This window comes from Paenibacillus sp. FSL R5-0517 (assembly GCF_037974355.1).
Taxonomy (GTDB): Bacteria; Bacillota; Bacilli; order Paenibacillales; family Paenibacillaceae; genus Paenibacillus.
This window is the reverse complement of the sequence record NZ_CP150235.1, coordinates 5,908,591-5,925,613: the sequence shown is the minus strand read 5'-3', so window position 1 is coordinate 5,925,613 and position 17,023 is coordinate 5,908,591. Positions and strand designations below refer to the sequence as shown.

16 protein-coding genes are annotated in these 17,023 nt (G+C 46.4%); 15 read left to right on the top strand and 1 reads right to left on the bottom strand.

Going from position 1 to position 17,023, the window contains the following annotated elements:
- Positions 1 to 311: 311 nt before the first annotated feature.
- The 6 genes from MKX40_RS26485 (at position 312) to MKX40_RS26460 (ending at position 3,913) form a co-directional block, all read left to right on the top strand.
- Positions 312 to 884, top strand: coding sequence for a DUF420 domain-containing protein (locus MKX40_RS26485; protein ID WP_017692198.1), 573 nt, complete (start codon positions 312 to 314; stop codon positions 882 to 884).
- Between the two features lie 63 nt (positions 885 to 947).
- The gene (gpmA, locus tag MKX40_RS26480; protein ID WP_339237835.1) at positions 948 to 1,691 is read left to right on the top strand and encodes a 2,3-diphosphoglycerate-dependent phosphoglycerate mutase; all 744 of its coding nucleotides are present in this window, start codon (positions 948 to 950) and stop codon (positions 1,689 to 1,691) included.
- Positions 1,692 to 1,845: 154 nt separating this feature from the next.
- Positions 1,846 to 2,016 (top strand): hypothetical protein, encoded by a 171-nt coding sequence (locus MKX40_RS26475; protein ID WP_339237833.1) that lies wholly within the window; start codon positions 1,846 to 1,848, stop codon positions 2,014 to 2,016.
- Between the two features lie 181 nt (positions 2,017 to 2,197).
- Positions 2,198 to 3,106, top strand: coding sequence for an aldo/keto reductase (locus tag MKX40_RS26470; protein ID WP_339237831.1), 909 nt, complete (start codon positions 2,198 to 2,200; stop codon positions 3,104 to 3,106).
- Between the two features lie 86 nt (positions 3,107 to 3,192).
- Positions 3,193 to 3,519 (top strand): thioredoxin family protein, encoded by a 327-nt coding sequence (locus MKX40_RS26465; protein ID WP_017692202.1) that lies wholly within the window; start codon positions 3,193 to 3,195, stop codon positions 3,517 to 3,519.
- Positions 3,520 to 3,730: 211 nt separating this feature from the next.
- The gene (locus MKX40_RS26460) at positions 3,731 to 3,913 is read left to right on the top strand and encodes a hypothetical protein (protein ID WP_339237829.1); all 183 of its coding nucleotides are present in this window, start codon (positions 3,731 to 3,733) and stop codon (positions 3,911 to 3,913) included.
- Positions 3,914 to 4,197: 284 nt separating this feature from the next.
- Here the strand turns inward: MKX40_RS26460 and bacA are convergent, their stop codons facing one another.
- Complete coding sequence (gene bacA / locus MKX40_RS26455; RefSeq protein ID WP_339237827.1) at positions 4,198 to 5,040, bottom strand: undecaprenyl-diphosphate phosphatase; 843 nt, start codon at positions 5,038 to 5,040, stop codon at positions 4,198 to 4,200.
- Between the two features lie 181 nt (positions 5,041 to 5,221).
- Between bacA and MKX40_RS26450 the strand changes: the two genes are divergently transcribed.
- From MKX40_RS26450 to MKX40_RS26410, 9 genes are all read left to right on the top strand, one after another.
- Positions 5,222 to 5,854, top strand: coding sequence for a TetR/AcrR family transcriptional regulator (locus tag MKX40_RS26450; RefSeq protein ID WP_339237825.1), 633 nt, complete (start codon positions 5,222 to 5,224; stop codon positions 5,852 to 5,854).
- Between the two features lie 176 nt (positions 5,855 to 6,030).
- Positions 6,031 to 6,864 carry a transporter substrate-binding domain-containing protein gene (locus MKX40_RS26445; protein ID WP_339243211.1) on the top strand — a complete coding sequence of 278 codons (834 nt, stop codon included), beginning with the start codon at positions 6,031 to 6,033 and terminating at the stop codon, positions 6,862 to 6,864.
- Positions 6,865 to 6,896: 32 nt separating this feature from the next.
- Entirely contained in the window at positions 6,897 to 7,541 is a 645-nt protein-coding gene (locus tag MKX40_RS26440) for an amino acid ABC transporter permease (RefSeq protein WP_339237823.1), read from the top strand.
- A gap of 16 nt (positions 7,542 to 7,557) precedes the next feature.
- On the top strand, positions 7,558 to 8,304 hold the full coding sequence (locus tag MKX40_RS26435; RefSeq protein ID WP_339237821.1) for an amino acid ABC transporter ATP-binding protein: 747 nt from the start codon (positions 7,558 to 7,560) through the stop codon (positions 8,302 to 8,304).
- 278 nt (positions 8,305 to 8,582) lie between these two features.
- A complete protein-coding gene (locus tag MKX40_RS26430; RefSeq protein WP_017692209.1) occupies positions 8,583 to 9,005 on the top strand; it encodes an OsmC family protein in 423 nt (140 codons plus the stop codon).
- A 286-nt stretch (positions 9,006 to 9,291) separates the two neighbouring features.
- The gene (locus MKX40_RS26425; RefSeq protein WP_339237819.1) at positions 9,292 to 11,082 is read left to right on the top strand and encodes a histidine kinase; all 1,791 of its coding nucleotides are present in this window, start codon (positions 9,292 to 9,294) and stop codon (positions 11,080 to 11,082) included.
- Positions 11,075 to 12,673 carry a response regulator transcription factor gene (locus tag MKX40_RS26420; protein WP_339237817.1) on the top strand — a complete coding sequence of 533 codons (1,599 nt, stop codon included), beginning with the start codon at positions 11,075 to 11,077 and terminating at the stop codon, positions 12,671 to 12,673. Before MKX40_RS26425 ends, MKX40_RS26420 begins: the two co-directional genes overlap by 8 nt.
- A gap of 174 nt (positions 12,674 to 12,847) precedes the next feature.
- Positions 12,848 to 15,757, top strand: a complete 2,910-nt coding sequence (locus MKX40_RS26415; RefSeq protein ID WP_339237815.1) for a sugar-binding domain-containing protein — start codon at positions 12,848 to 12,850, stop codon at positions 15,755 to 15,757.
- 277 nt (positions 15,758 to 16,034) lie between these two features.
- Positions 16,035 to 17,018, top strand: coding sequence for a sugar ABC transporter permease (locus MKX40_RS26410; protein ID WP_339237813.1), 984 nt, complete (start codon positions 16,035 to 16,037; stop codon positions 17,016 to 17,018).
- The last annotated feature ends 5 nt before the right edge of the window (positions 17,019 to 17,023 follow it).

Here is a 17,023-nt window from a genome sequence, read left to right as displayed (position 1 = left end):
CTTCAAAAAACAAAAAGACACAGAAAGGCATTAGGAAAAGTGCCGTTCTGTGCCTGAAAAAGACAAAGAGGGGCCCTTGGTGACAGGCTCCTCCAGTTTCAACGCGTATGTGATTAATTGCATTAATTATACCACAAATAAAGACTTGGGTAAATGGGAGCTGCGGTGGATTTGATTGAAAACAGCCGCAAAGGGGCATTTTATAGGGGAGTGCAACGGTTTTTGTTCAGAGTGTTGTCACTTAACAGCCCGGAATTGCCGAGATATAATGATATAGAACATAGAAGTTAGGATATGAGGAGGATTTTGCATTGGGCAAAAATAACAAAGGGGAACCGAACATTCCATCCCCGACGAGCAATAAAAATTTCGCAGGCATCATTATTACGATTTCCATTCTCGCTAATGTCATTATTTTATTATTGTTCTTCGCACCGTCCATTGGATACAAAGGTGATGTGACCTTTGATATTACGGTGTTGCCACGGTTTAATGCCGTGTTTAACAGCTTTACCTTCATCTTCCTGCTCGCAGCGCTTATTGCTATTATCAAGCGGAATGTGAAGTTGCACAAACGATTTATTCTTGCTGCATTCTCAACAACACTGTTATTCCTCGTGACCTATCTGACGTTTCACTACCTCTCACCAGAGACGTCCAAATATGGCGGCGAGGGCATCATTCGTTCCATCTATTTCTTCATTCTGATTACCCATAGTATACTGGCAGCCCTGATCGTTCCGTTGGCGTTGTTCACACTTGTGTGGGGCTGGACGAATCAATTGAAGAAACACCGCAAAATTGCACGTTGGACGATGCCAATCTGGCTGTATGTCAGTTCCACAGGTGTCGTCGTATACCTCATGATGGCACCGTATTATTAATGTAATTAAGCATATCTTGCTCATCTTGAGGGTAATGTTTCCATGGAAGGAGGGTTCACGGTTATGTACAGAGTTGTTTTGATTCGTCATGGACAGAGCATGTGGAATGTAGAGAATCGTTTTACGGGTTGGACGGATGTCGATCTCACAACAGATGGTTACGGAGAAGCTCGTAAAGCTGGGAAGATCATGAAGGAGCAAGGGTTTGATTTTGATTATGCCTATGCCTCCGTCTTGAAACGTTCCATCCGTACACTGGATATTGCGCTCGATGAGATGGACCTTATGTGGATTCCCATTACGAAGACCTGGAAGCTGAATGAACGTCATTATGGTGCGCTGCAAGGACTGAATAAACAGCAGACTGCGTTGAAGTATGGGGAAGACCAAGTGAAGGAATGGAGACGCTCCGTTAACGTATCTCCCCCTGCATTGGATGAGACCGATGAACGATATGTACAGGATCTGGACAAGTACAAGCGGCTCGGGTGCACCATCCCCGTTACAGAGAACCTGATGGATACATCCAAGCGTGTGCTGGAGTACTGGAATGCGGAGATTAAACCGATGGTATCTGCGGGCAAAAGAGTGCTGATCTCTGCGCATGGTAACACGCTTCGTTCACTCGTCATGCATCTGGACCAATTGTCCGAGGCAGACGTGGTGGCGCTCAATATCCCGACAGGCATCCCGCTTGTCTATGAGTTGGACGAAAACCTGCATCCCCTCGGACACTTTTATCTGACCGCGGATGGTTCAACCTACAAACATGAAGAAATGACCCATATGGCAACACCGTCCGATTAAGCGGACGGCAAATGTGGCTTGAAAGATGACCTCTGAACGATTCGGAGGTCATCTTTTTTTGTGTGATCAAGCCTGTACTTCGTTTCGTTTTGCTCCCAAAGGGTAATTGTCAAACAAGACACGATGTACATTTATCCTGAAGGAGGAGAAGCACATGTCTAAAAGAAGAGGAATACTGATGACGGCGATCGGCGCAGGTGTGACTTATCTGATGAGGAACAAACAAGCAAGAGATAAGCTGTTCAGCACGGTCTCGGGTATGATGAAAAGCTCCAATTCGTCCAATGGAACAAGTCAATCCAGACCACGCGTGGAAGTGAAATAGATTTTGATCGTTCGTTTTTCGTTTGAATGAACATGATGATCATGAGAAACCTGGAGATGAAGTCCTTCCAGGTTTTTTTGTGCAATCTGAGAGCAACCCCTTGCTTTCATCTATAATGCGATTTTTACCAGCAAGAATGATACAATGGATACTTGCAGAACGTATGGAGGGAGATGCACGTATGAAGAAAAATCGTCTGGGTACATCCGAACTGATGGTGTCGGAGATTGGGCTGGGATGTATGTCACTTGGAACCGAAATGGAACCCGCAATGGGCCTGATTCATGAGGCTTTGGATCATGGGGTCAACCTGTTGGATACAGCCGATCTTTACGACGCAGGACGTAATGAAGAGATTGTAGGACAAGCTATTAAGGGGCGCCGGGACCAAGTCGTTGTGGCGACCAAAGTAGGAAATCGTCGTCTGCCCGGCAAAGAGGGCTGGTCTTGGGACCCATCCAAAGCCTACATTAAGCAGGCTGTACATGAAAGCTTGAAGCGGTTGCAGACCGATTACATTGATTTGTACCAGCTGCATGGCGGCACATTGGACGATCCTATCGAAGAGACAATCGAAGCGTTTGAGGAACTGAAGAAGGAAGGACTTATCCGATATTACGGAATTTCCTCCATTCGTCCTAATGTGATTCGGGAGTATGTAAAGAGGGCATCCATCGTCAGTGTGATGAACCAGTACAGTGTTGCTGACCGCAGAGCGGAAGAAGAGGTGCTGCCTTTATTGGAACAAAAGGGAATCAGTGTAATTGCCCGTGGGCCCGTAGCTAGCGGTGTGCTCGCCGATTCCGGATCTGCCAAGGCAGACAAAGGTTATCTGGACTATACGCCAGAGCAACTATATACCATTCGGCAAGGGTTAAGCCGTCTTGTTACGGACCAACGCAGCATGGCTCAGACGGCTATTCGGTATGCCTTATCCCATCCTGCGGTTGCAGCCGTTGTCCCTGGTGCTAGCTCGAGAGACCAGTTGCTGCACAATATTGCCGCTTCGAATTCGCCTGCAATTACCACCGTAGAAATTCAGCAAATACGTGAGCTTAGTCCCGCTAATCTATACAAGCAGCATCGCTAACGCCATTAAGCCTATTTTCAATTGTAACTATACAAGGTACAATGAAGATCAGCCATTAAAAGCAACATATAAGGGAGAGAAGACATATGGAAAGAATTCAAAGTGAACAGCAATATTTGGATACAATTAACTCTGATGGTTTTACCGTCATTAAATTTGATACAACCTGGTGTCCAGACTGCAAAAACCTGGATCGTTTTATCGGGGATGTTATCGACCAACATACGGACAAAACCTTCTATGCCCTAGATGCAGAAAAGTTCCAGCCGTTTGCTGAAGAAAATGGTGTACGCGGTATTCCAAGCCTGCTTGTCTTCCAAAACGGCAAGAAAATTGCACATCTGCATAGCAAATGGGCTAAAACACCTGCTCAAATCTCCGAGTATCTGGAGACGCTTGAATCCAAAGTTTAAGCGTATGAAGGCAAAAGCAGCTTGTTAATTAACTTAACTACGGAGACCTCTTCTTGTCCGACGACAGGAAGGGTTTTCTCTGCTTCATTCCAGCACGCAAAATGTGTATTCGAATAAGTGAAGTTGAGGACTAGCGCTTGTTTAGAATTTGTTCAGTGCTCCCATGTATACTGTGAGAACAAACTGAATATTTGGAGTGAACAAGATCCGTATGAAAAATGAAATTTTTGAGGAAATGCACCAATTAAGCCACAATGATGACCGAAGATACCGATTGTTGATGATCGGAGTCAAGCAATTGCTGCAGCAACAAAAGGAGAATAGATATAATCTGCGTGAAAGATTAAAATATTGGAAGAAACACCGGAGCATTCAAGTGAAAGAGTGGTCCTAAGCCAGACTGTTTTTGGAGAAGTGAACATGAATCTGAATGTCCACGATACATAGTGAACCTAGTCGGCATCACCAATGGTCCCACCCAACCAAAAAGGAAGTCACGAAGAGCAAGACTTCATCTAAGTACAGCTATTCCTGTTTCTAAGCAGCCCAAAAATCATAGATCAACGGAATCGTGAATGAACAGAAGCATAACATAGAACATAAATATGGCGGCCTCGTTCCAAATGGAATGTGAGGCCGCCATTGATTTTGCCTGTCTTAATTCATTGCAATGTAAGGTTACATTAAAATAATAAAGAACACGGCTGCCAAGACGAAGCGATACACGGCAAAGACGGTCAGGCTCAATTTTTTCAAAATGGACAGGAACGTCTTGATCGCAAGCATGGCGACGATGAAAGCAGCGATGAATCCTATCGCAAAGATCGGGAAATCACTGCCGTTCAGGTGATCAATACTTTTGTACAGGTCATATCCCGTAGCACCAATCATAATTGGCACAGACACGAGGAATGTGAACTCCGCAGCGGCTACGCGGCTTACCCCTGCAAAGAGACCGCCTGAGATCGTTGATCCGGAACGGGAGAAGCCTGGCCACAATGCCAAGATCTGAAATATACCCACTGCGAATGCCTGTTTGTAAGAAATATCATCGACATCATGGGTAGTAATTCGTTCACTCTTACGGCTCCAGCGTTCTGCTACGATCATCAATATACCACCTATAACGAGGCTGTACAGCACTGTCTCCGGACCAAACAAATGTGCTTTGATCCAGTCGCGGAATACAAGTCCAATGACTACGGCAGGAACCATCGCCAGGAAGATATGTCCCAGATTGAGGCGGCGGGAGTAAGGTCTGCTGCCTCCGGTGAAGCGGAACATATCAATGAATTTGTTCCAATACAGTACAACAACAGCAAGTACAGCTCCGAGTTGAACAACCACCTCAAACGTTTTGACTGACTCGTTGTCCTCCGATAAACCCAGCAAGTGGGCAGTCAGAATCATGTGTCCAGTGGAGGACACGGGCAAAAACTCAGTCAAACCTTCGATGATGCCCATAATAATGGATGATATAATGTCCAATTCTCTTCCTCCTTGATATGCAGGTGACAGCATAGGCTGTCCTGCTTGACCATGCCTGTTCATTTGAACAAGGCTATCACCTATTATGATCACAAATGCACTCAACTTCAACTTATGCTTGTAATCATTTGTTTAAAACTATATTGACAAAAACCTAGTTATCCCATAGGATATACATTAACTGACTGACTCATCAATCGGGAGGGTTACAGCAATGACCAAAATCAACGGTTTGGAACCCGGTGAAGAACGGCGGGACCAAATAATACGCATAGCAATGGAGCGTTTTGCAACCCAAGGTTACCATCAGACGAAAATTTCCGATATCGTCCGTGAGGCTGGTGTGGCGCAAGGGACGTTTTACTGGCATTTCAAAAGCAAAGAAGCCATTGCTTCGGAAATTATATTAACGGGCAAGGAGGAATTGCTTGAGGCGATTGGACAAGGATACCGCAAGGATGCCGGATCGGTAGAAGATATGGTGAAAGCATCGGAGAGGCTATTCACTGACCTGTTCATGTTCGCCGCACAGAATCGATATTTTATGGAACTATTGCTTAAAGGCATCGTGACTGAAGAATCCGTACAACGACTGGTCGAGGAGACACGAAATGCCGTCGAGACTGCGTTCCGACACAATATGGAACGTGCCATCGAACTCGGCATGTTGCCTCAGGGCATGGATGTACCGCTGCGAGCAGCGCTGTTGGTAAGCATGATCGAAGGCATGATATCACGCTGGTTGTTCGGTTCGGATGAGTTGCACAGCAAGTTCTCCGCCATGACAGCTTCTTCGTTGGCAGCTGAGGCAGCAAGCTTTGAATTTTACGGACTATTGGGTACATAAGCATGTGCAAAGTCCGCAGCTTTATTTTTCAACGAGAGACCAGAGATTCACATGATTACACAACTAGCAGGGAATAATGGGTACAACTGCTGTTTGATCACAATAGCGTAACCAAATGTACACCCAGATCAATACACGAATGAGAGGAAGTTAACGTAATGAACAAAACATATGGATTGAAAACGCGTAAAGGCTGGTCTTTGACAGCGATTCTGCTGATGACTGTGCTGGTACTTAGTGCTTGTGGAAGTAAGGCAACAGACAATGGGGGCACGAATGGTGCACAGGCAAGCAATGAACTGGAGCAGATCAAGTCTGCTGGCGTGATTAAAGTGGGCATGATGGGCACATACGCACCATACAACTTCCTGAACGATAAGAAAGAAATGGACGGTTATGATGCCGATATCGCACGTGAGGTTGCGAAGCGTCTTGGGGTTAAGGTTGAATTTGTATCCCAGGAGTTCTCTGGTCTGACACCAAGTCTGCAAGCGAAGAAGCTGGATGCTATTATCAGCCAGATGACCATTACCGATGATCGTAAGAAAGTTCTCGACTTCAGTGATCCGTATATTACGAACCAAGTGAAAATCATTGTAAAAGAAGACAATAACGATATCACCAAGCTGGAAGATTTCAAAGGAAAAACAATTGGCGTAGGTCTGGGTACAAATGATGAGACGTATCTGCGTAATGAAGTGTTGCCTAAAGTGGGAGACTTCACGATTAAAACCTATGACGATGTCATCTCTTCACTGAAAGACCTGAATGCTGGACGGATTGACGCCACAATTAACAATATGTATGCACTGAAACCGATTGTGGACGCTAATGGCTTCAATATCAAAGCCGTAGGCGAACCAATCAAGAGTGACCAGGCAGGTATTGCTGTTCGCAAAGACAATCCGGAACTCGTTGCAGCATTGAATGACGCGCTCAAAGGCATGAAAGATGATGGCACATACAACACCATCTTCAAAAAATGGTTTGGTGAAGAGCCTGCGCAATAATGAACTGGTAAGGCGAAGGGGAGATTTAACCCATGGAACTGGTATTTGAGAATATCCCCTTCTTTCTGAAGGGGGCTTACTATACGTTATACGTAACGGTGATCTCGATGTTTTTTGCATTCATCATCGGATTACTTGTTGCTATTGCTCGTCTGAAGGGTCCGATATGGCTTAGGCTGATCGCAAGGTTTTATGTATCCATCATGCGGGGAACCCCGCTGCTGGTGCAATTATTCGTCATTTATTACGGATTGGTCGATTATGGAGTGACCCTGGGGTCCCTTACAGCTGCTTGTTTGGGACTAAGTCTGAATGCAGGTGCGTTTCTGTCGGAGACGTTCCGTGGAGCGATTCAGGCTGTACCGAAAGGACAGATGGAAGCTGCATACGCAACCGGAATGACCCCGGCTCAAGCAATGAGACGCATTATCTTCCCGCAAGCTGTGCGCATCGCCATCCCGCCGATGGGGAACACGTTTATTGGCATGTTGAAGGAAACATCACTTGTTGCTGCCCTTGGGGTTACAGAGTTGCTGCGTTCGGCACAGCTATTAGTAGCGCAATATTATGTGAATATGCCGTTTTATCTGGCGATCGGTGTGATCTACTGGATTATGAGTATCGGCTTCTCGGCCATTCTGGAACAAGTGGAGCGCCGGTTAGCCCGGGCTTACTGATGGGAGGAGAGAACCGATGATTACAACAACCGGACTTACCAAACGTTTTGGACAAAATGAAGTGCTCACGAACATCGATCTTCATGTCGATGCCAAAGATATTGTTGTATTGCTCGGTCCGAGTGGTTCAGGCAAAAGTACCTTGCTGCGCTGCCTGAACGGACTGGAAGAACTGTCTGGAGGACAGATTGAAGTGAACGGTGTTGTGGTTAAAAGTGCTGATTCGCTGCGTGTACAGCGTGCCCGGGTATTGGAGATTCGCCGCCAGACCGGCATGGTATTCCAGCAGTTCAATCTGTATCCGCACAAGACGGTGCTGGGCAATGTCATGGAAGGTCTTGTGACGGTGAAAAAAATCAAGCGTGACGAAGCGGCCGAACGTGGCCGGATTCTTCTGGATCGCGTGGGCCTGTCGGACAAGCAGGATGCATATCCATCCCGATTGTCCGGTGGACAACAGCAGCGGGTCGCCATTGCACGTGCACTTGCGATGGAGCCTGAAGTGATGCTGTTTGATGAGCCAACTTCTGCCCTTGATCCCGAACTTGTCGGAGAGGTGCTTTCCGTCATGAAGGAGCTGGCAGAGGAAGGCATGACGATGCTGGTCGTGACGCATGAATTGAAGTTTGCCCGTAATGTGGCGAACAAAATCGTCTTTATGGCGGATGGATCGATTGTGGAAGAAGCAAGTCCACAGGCCTTTTTTGAACAGCCGAAGCAAGAGCGCACCCGCCGTTTCTTGCAACAAATTACTGAATTTTGATGAAGATAACAGCGATCGGAAGAACGAACGTATCCTAAGCGGGTATTTAAGGTCGTGAACGATATCAGTTCAACTAAACTTTTTGCACAAGAACGGAGAGGACAGAAGAAACCTGGAGAAGCGGAGCGTGCGCCTTTATCCCCTGATTTTCTCCTTGAAGAAGGGAATCAAAAAAATCTGGGGATAACAGCGATCGGAAGGTTATTCTGTCATCGGAGTGGAAAGTGCAAACCTTTTTCGCTTGAACTTAACCTATTTTAAGAAAGAAGGATAACATCATGAATGTAACAACCGTATGGAAAGGCAAACGCGCATTTACTTCCGAAGGACCGTCTGGCTACGCGGTTGGCATGGATGCCACTGCTGCTTATGGTGGTGACAGCAAGGGTGCAACCCCGATGGAATTGTTACTGGCGGGTCTCGGCGGCTGTATGGGAATCGATATTACGATGATTCTGGACGCATTCCTGGACAAAATTGAGTCGATTGAGATTGAAGCGCAGGGGACACGCAGCGAAGAGATGCCGAAAGGCTTCACATCCATTGATCTGATCTTCAAAGTCGATGGGGATATCCCGGATTACCGTATCTGGAAAGCCATCCAAATGGCTGAGGAAAAATATTGTGCAGTTTCCGCTTCACTGAACGCCGACATTCATCCGAAGCTAATCCTGAACGGGGTAAGCACACCTCGTCCTTAACAGCACGCGCATAAAATTTATACTGAGCAGGCACTTCCAATTGTGGGAGTGCCTTTTTTGGCTTTTTTAACCTACCAACAAAATAATGTGGTAAGCTCGGCCGACCACATAAGAAGCCGCTATTAACATGAGAGACTATACTGGCTTGTTACCCGACAACAGATATATCCATTGTGATGACAATCCGAATTCTGGCGGTTATGTGGTATGATTAATTTAGAGGACAGAACATCCTGATCCTGCTCTTTATATGTAAGCGCTTATACAGATGACGGAAGGTGCAGACATGTTTAAAAGGCTGATACGAACCACCAATAATCTCAAATTAAAGCATAAATTGCTCATTTCCTATGTACTGGTTGTCATGATTCCGGTATTGATTGTTGGTCTTGCTGTGACCAGTTATTTTCGCCAGCAAGCCCTGGACAATGCGATAGGACAGACAATCATCAATGTGGACAAGATCAAGAGCCAGACGGCGACGATGCTGCGTGTACCAACGGATATATCCAATCTTTTAATGTTTAATGCGGATCTCAAGGAGATCGTGAATAAACGGTATAAGAGCGTTGTGGAGCTAACCTCGGCTTATCTTGCGTACAAAGACTTTCAGGAGTACAGGCGTTTGTACCGTGAGATAGCCGGCATTCGTTTTTACTCAACTAACCCAACATTGATCAACAACCTCGAATTCATCCCGGTAGACAAGCAGACGGAAGAGAGCTACTGGTACCAACAGGCATTGAAAACAACCAGCATCGGGTGGTTCTACATTCCAGACAAGGAAGATAATCCTGTACACAAGCTCAGCTTGGTACGCAAAGTACCTTTTGCCGAATATCGGACCGAGGGCGTATTGATGATTGTCATCAATCAGGATGAACTGAATGGATTGCTCCGTCAGGAACAGTTTGAGACGATGATTACGGACGAGCAGGGGTATGTGGTTGCAGCAAAAAATACCGAACTGGTAGGGAAAACGCTGGACGAGCTTGATTTTGGCGTTGATCTGCAGAATCAGGCAAAGGGAACCATTGAAGCAGATTTCCGGGGGGAGCCCTCCAACATTGTTATTGATGAGTTGGGTCCTGGATCGAGCATGAACAGTCTGAAGGTTATTTCGGTTTTTGCCACCAAAAATATCGTCAAAGACGCGAACACCGTCAGCATGATTGGCATGATTTTCATTACACTTGTGCTCGTTATCGCCCTATTATTCGTATATATCATCTCGTTCCTCACTTCCAACCGATTACTCCGGCTGAGTAAACACCTCAACAAGCTGGCATTAGGTGATCTGAATGTGACTTCGCGGATTGATGGAAACGATGAGATTGGACAATTGTCACGACAGTTCAACTATATGGTGAAAAGTATCAATGAACTCATGACGCAGGTAGTAGAAGCGACAGAACAGAACAATCAATTGGAAATCGCCCAAAAAGAGATTAAACTGAAAATGATGGCGAGCCAGATCAATCCACATTTCTTGTTTAATGCACTGGAGTCCATTCGGATGAAAGCGCATATTAAGGGAGAAGCGGAGATTGCCAACATCGTCAGACTGCTGGGCAAGCTGATGCGCAAGAGTCTGGAGATTGGCAGTGGAAAAACAACCTTCCGGGCTGAACTAGAAATGGTACGTTCCTATTTGGAAATTCAGAAATTCCGTTACGGCGACCGTCTTGCATTCCAGATTGACATTGATCCCGAGGTGGAGAAGATGTACATTCCGCCTCTCATTATTCAACCTTTGGTTGAGAATGCGATTGTCCATGGTCTGGAGAACAAAGAGGGCACAGTCCGTGTTCATATAAGTATTCGTTTAGTAGAGAACATTGTGCAGATCCGTGTGGATGACAATGGTGCAGGCATAACGCCAGAACGACTGGCTGAGGTGATGCAGTTTATCTGTGGACCGGAGGAACAGGAGAAGAGTCGGATCGGCATGCGTAATGTACATCAACGCTTAACATTGACGTACGGGGAGCCATATGGATTGCAGATGAAGAGTGTATATGGGGAAGGAACAGAGGTTTCTTTCACCTTGCCAGCAGGAGGGGACCAACATGTATAAAGTGTTTTTGGTGGATGACGAACCGAGCATACGTGAGGGACTGACAACCATTATCGATTGGGAAAAATACGGATTCCAGGTCATCGCTACAGCTGCAAGCGGGCGTGAGGCTATCTCCCGGTTTGAGGAATTGGAGCCTGATCTGACGATTATTGATATTCGCATGCCCGGTATGACCGGGCTGGATGTGATTGAAGAAGTGCGCCGGAATCATCCGGATTCGCACTTTTTGATATTGAGCGGTTATGCCGATTTTGATTATGCCAAGAAAGCCATCAGTTTTGGTGTGGATGGTTATCTGCTCAAACCGGTGGATGAAGATGAGATCATCAGTGAACTGGAGCGGATTGCTACGATCCTGACCCGTGAACGGGAGACAATGGCACGTCAAGCTGGTGAAGATACTGTCTATCTGGAGCACCAGATTGAGGCGTTGCTCTTTGACAGTTTGGAAGGTGCGGGCAGCATGGAAGAAGATAGCCTGGGGCTGCACTGGCCTCATTATCAGATTATTCTGCTTGAGATGCATGCGGCCCCCGATCTGCAACGAGGAAGTGTTATGAAACGCAAACTGATTGAAGCGTTTGATCAGAAAGACCGGGGCATCGTATTCTCGTTCCATTCCGGTCTGGGGTTGTTAAGCAAGGAAACAATCACATCCGAGTCATCTGCAAGAATTCTTTATGATGAGCTGGAAGGACTTCTGGGAGAATGGGAGGTCCACATGTATGGTGCTGCGGGTGAACCCGTACATTTCACTTCTGAAATCGCGCGTTCATTCACGCAGGCGAATCGTACACTCGGTGAACGCTTCTTGTTCACAGAGAAGCGCATCATGCTGTGGACTGAAGGTAGCGAAGGCAAAGGCGTTGCTAAGCCAGGAGTTGAAGCTGTGGATGGAACACATGAGCCCGTTGAGGACGAACTCGCGGACAAGCTGTATTATGCGTTAGACATCCGTAGCAGTGAGTCCGTTATGCGGGTACTGGCTGAGATGGAAGAGCGCTTGGTCCCGTATCACCGAACAGAGCAAGCGATCAAAACGGCTTTCTCCCAAGTGTTCTCCCTAGCGTTCAACAAGCTTGCAGCTACGAATCAACATATGCACTCCATTATGCAGGAACATTCGGTTCTGCTTAATGAAGTCTATCATCAATTTACGATGTCGGATCTCAAGGTCATGGCATTGGAACATTTTAATCGCCTTATTCAACGTATGGGTGGGGGGAGCAAGGATACTGTATTGAAACAGATGATTGAATTTATCCAACGTAACCCTGGCGAAAATCTCAAGCTGGAGGTACTTGCTGAAGTGTTTAACTATAACAGCAGTTACTTGGGGAAGTTGTTCAAGAATCATACTGGAGAGTATTTCAATGCATTCCTGGACAAGGTTCGTATGGAAAAGGCCAAGGAATTGCTGGATGAAGGATTGAAGGTCCATCAGGTCGCGGCGAGAGTCGGGTATGCGAATGTGGACTACTTCCACAGTAAATTCAAGAAATATGTTGGGGAATCTCCTTCTGCTTACAAACAGGCGAGAACCCAATCTTCGTCCAAAGCATCAATGGCTGACCTAAACGAGGAATGAGTACGAAGTAATGGGCCTTGCCCCTGCTTATAAAATAAAACGTTTTCGACATCACTGACATGTTCCAGCTTCATCATATTGTCCATGCACTTCCCATGATAAGCAATGGTCACGGAGGGCACTACATCATAGACTGAGTTTACAAGAACTCAGGTGAAGGGATGGTTATACGATATGAATTTGTCTGATATAGCTAAGGCACGTCATACATTGAACTTCAATGGAACATGGCAGTTTCGATTGGATCTGGAGCCCGATGAGCATATTGCACAAAAGATACTACCGCCTTCACAGTGTGAAAATACATCATGGGAGACCATTCAGATTCCCGGTTCATGGGAAGAGCAAGGATACGGAGAAGAGCCTGAATACGAAAGGCTCGATACCTGGACCAAAATACGTGAGTATGAAGGCTCGGCCTGGTATGCTCAAGATGTTCATATTCCTTCAGATGACCCTGGCTGCCAGTATGTATTTCGACTGGAAGGGGTTCGCTGGACAACGGATCTCTGGATGAATGGGCATTATGCCGGGCAGCAGGATAGTCTGGTGAATCAACAAAAGTGGAATGTCACCTCTCTGGTGAAGCAGGGAGAAGTGAATCGGGTGGAGATGCGCGTGGATAATACGATGAAACTTCCGCTGGCCGGAAGCCATATACATTCATTGCATACAGCTACAGCCTGGGGTGGAATTACCGGTGGGGTTTATCTGGACTGTCTGCCTCCATGTCGACTAGAGACGTTACGCATTCAACCCGATGCTGAACATGGGACCATTCTGGTGGGCTGTACTGTAAGCGCTCCCGCAAGTAAAGCGGATAGAGCTGTTCAATTACATGTGGATATCCAGCATCCTGATGGCACGTGGCTTGATCGATATAGTTCTCATGTGAAGCTGGAAGCTCGACCGCCAACTGATCCAAGCTCAGTAGGTTCAACTGAGTGCCAAGCTGTAATTGATCATTGGCGATTGGAACTTGGGGCAGAGAAGTCTGTCGCCAGATGGTCGGATGAATCTCCCAAAATGTATAAAGCCGTGGTCCGTCTGTTTGATGGTGAACGGGAACTGGATCAGGTAGAGCAGACATTTGGTGTACGTTCTCTGGTTGCAGATGGTAAGCAGCTCAAATTGAATGGAACGCCTGTCTATTTACGCGGCTATGTGGATTGCTGCATCTTTCCACTCACAGGTTATCCCGTCTGGGACAAGGCACATTACATTCGCCAGTTTCGAGTCGCCAGATCGTATGGCTTCAATCATGTCCGGCTGCATGGGTGGAGCGCGCCGGAGCCTTTCTGGGATGCGGCTGATGAAGAGGGCATGCTGGTGCAGGCAGAGCTGCCCCATTGGTCTCGATTCTTTGAAAAGTCAGATCAGTCAGCGCCGGCTGAAGTGTTGACCTATCTGACACAGGAACTGGACGGGTTGCTCCTGTCATTACACAGACATCCTTCATTTGTCATGTTCTCCATGGGGAATGAACTTATCGGTGCGAATGGCCATCCGGAACTTAATGCATGGGTCTCCAGGGCAAAAGAGATGGACCCAACCCGTTTATATACGGATAATACAGGTTTTGGACAGCTTCCAGCGCAAGGGCGGGAAGGGGATTATTATATTCAGTCGTTGAACTGGCATCCCCCGCTGGAGTCTGCATATTCTGCTGTACCAGATACAACACTGGACTATCATGCCGTTACCAGACTTGCAGAGCATCCGGTAATTGGACATGAACATGCACAATACACCATGTATGTGCGGCCTCAGGAAAGAGACAAATATACGGGCGTTCTGCGTCCCTCCTGGTTGCTACCCATTGAGGAATCGCTTACTCGCAAAGGAATGATGGCAGATCTGGAGCATTTTCAACAAGCCAGCGGTACACATCTGGTACGATCCTTAAAAGAAGCCATGGAGCGGATCAGACGAACACCGGATGCTACGGGCGTGCAATTGCTGGATATCCGTGATTTTCCGGGTCAGGGACATGCTACGACGGGTATTCTGGATGTATTCTGGGACGACAAAGGCATTACAACACCTGAAGAATTCATGCAATTCAACTCCGATGTGGTCGTGTTGCTAAGCTGCAAGGAGCGTACATTTTACGCTGGAGAATCCATTGATGTGGATGTTCGCATATCTCACTATGGTAAAGTTCCACTTGAAAATGTATCCATACATTGGAAGTTGATTAGCGATGAAGTGGTACATACCGAAGGGGAATGGAGAACCGGAGATATTCAATGTGGGTCCGTCATTTCAATGGGAAGCATTGTTGCTACTGCGCCTCGTGAGGGGGCGGCAGCGTTTCGGATTGAAGCAGAGCTGCGGTCAGGTGATTCGGACATTCATGCAACCAATGTATGGCATGGCTGGTCGTTTCCTTTGTATCAGTCCCATCCGGGTTCGAATCGGATCTGGAATACAGTTGTAGAGTTGCAGCCATTCCTAGGTGAAGCGCATAATGATCGCGTAGATCACATCGATGGATTCCGGTTGTTGAAACATGGAAAGATCGACTTGGTTATCGCTCAGTCCTTAACACCCAATGTTGTTGATTATGTAGTCAACGGTGGAACTGTTTGGCTACAGCCAATCGCAGAAGGACTATATGATTCAGTGGAGACCAAATATCTGCCTGTATTCTGGAATTACCTTATGTTCGCTACACAGCCTGGTGCAACGATGGGCATGTATTTGAGAGATCAGGTACCACTGCTGGGCTCTTTCCCTCATGATGGAGCTTCCGACTGGCATTGGTATCATCTTGTAAATGGTACACCAGCGATATGTTTGGATACTTTGCCAGGAGTGGAGCCGCTGATCGAGGTGGTGGACCACTTCCATCGGGCCAAACGACTTGCTTATGCATTTGAGGCAACTATAGGGAAGGGCAAGATTCTGGTGTCCTCACTTCCTTTTACTAACCTGTCGTTAATGAAGCGTCCGGAAGCCTCCTATTTATTTCAGGAAATACTTGCGTATCTGCATGGAGATCACTTTCAACCGGAAAGCTCCATATCGGTTGCACAATTGCTCGGGATCGCCAAACTGCAGACCATTCAATTTACATTGTAGACACGGGGACCTTCAAGGGTCCCTTTTGTGTGCCTTTATGTTGAAGTAAACGATTACTATAAAACGTTTTCGAATATTACATATAAAACTTAATTTTACCTTTATATTGCTTTTAATGCATTTGAAAGTAGAATTTATCACTGATTTTAACGAAATAATGTCTGATTATATATGCCTATATCTAATTTTTATATGATTTTCTCTAAAATCCAGATGGTATTTTGAAAACGCTCTATCGAGTATGATTATTCTATAAAACAGAGGAGGGGGAACGGAGATGGAAACGCTAACAAAAAAATCCGCTTCCGCGAACAGAAGCAGTGACCCCAAACCGCCTTTAAAGAATCGGCGGAACGGAATTTGGGACAGAATGAAACAGCAGAAATATCTCTATCTCATGTCATTGCCATTCGTAGCTTGGGTTTTCGTATTTAACTATCTGCCACTATGGGGATGGACGATGGCTTTCCAAAATTATAAACCTGCCAGATCGTTTGGTGATCAAGAGTGGGTTGGTTTTAAACACTTTGTAGAGCTGTTCAGTGATGAACGTTTCTATCTGGTACTTCGGAATACGCTTGCAATGAGCTTGATGGGACTAGTTGTCGGTTTTATCGTACCGATCTTCTTCGCTATTCTCCTGAATGAAATGAGAGGTATGTTCTTCAAACGTGCCGTGCAGACAGTATCCTATCTGCCTCACTTTGTATCCTGGGTCGTTGTAGCCGGGATCATTACCAAGATGCTCTCCACCGATGGAGGGATTATCAATGACATTTTGGTAGGCCTGAACATTATTGACCAGCCGATCCAATTCATGGCCAAGGGGAACTTGTTCTGGTACATTGTAACCGCTTCAGATATGTGGAAAGAAACCGGTTGGAATGCCATCATCTATCTTGCGGCAATTACCGGTATTGACCAAGAGTTGTATGAAGCTTCCCGTGTAGATGGAGCGAACCGCTGGAGACAAATGTGGCACATCACGCTGCCTGGCATTCGGACCACGATTTCCGTACTTTTGATCATGTCGATTGGACATCTTATCAGTATCGGTTTCGAGAAGCAGTTCTTGCTCGGCAACAGTCTGGTCACAGACTACTCGGAAGTCCTTGATCTATACGCGCTCAATTATGGTTTGAATATGGGACGATTCTCATATGGTACAGCCATAGGTATATTCAACTCCGTTGTCAGTATCATCCTTCTGTTTACTGCGAACGGCTTGTTCAAAAAATTCACCAAAGAAAGCATCATGTAGGGAGG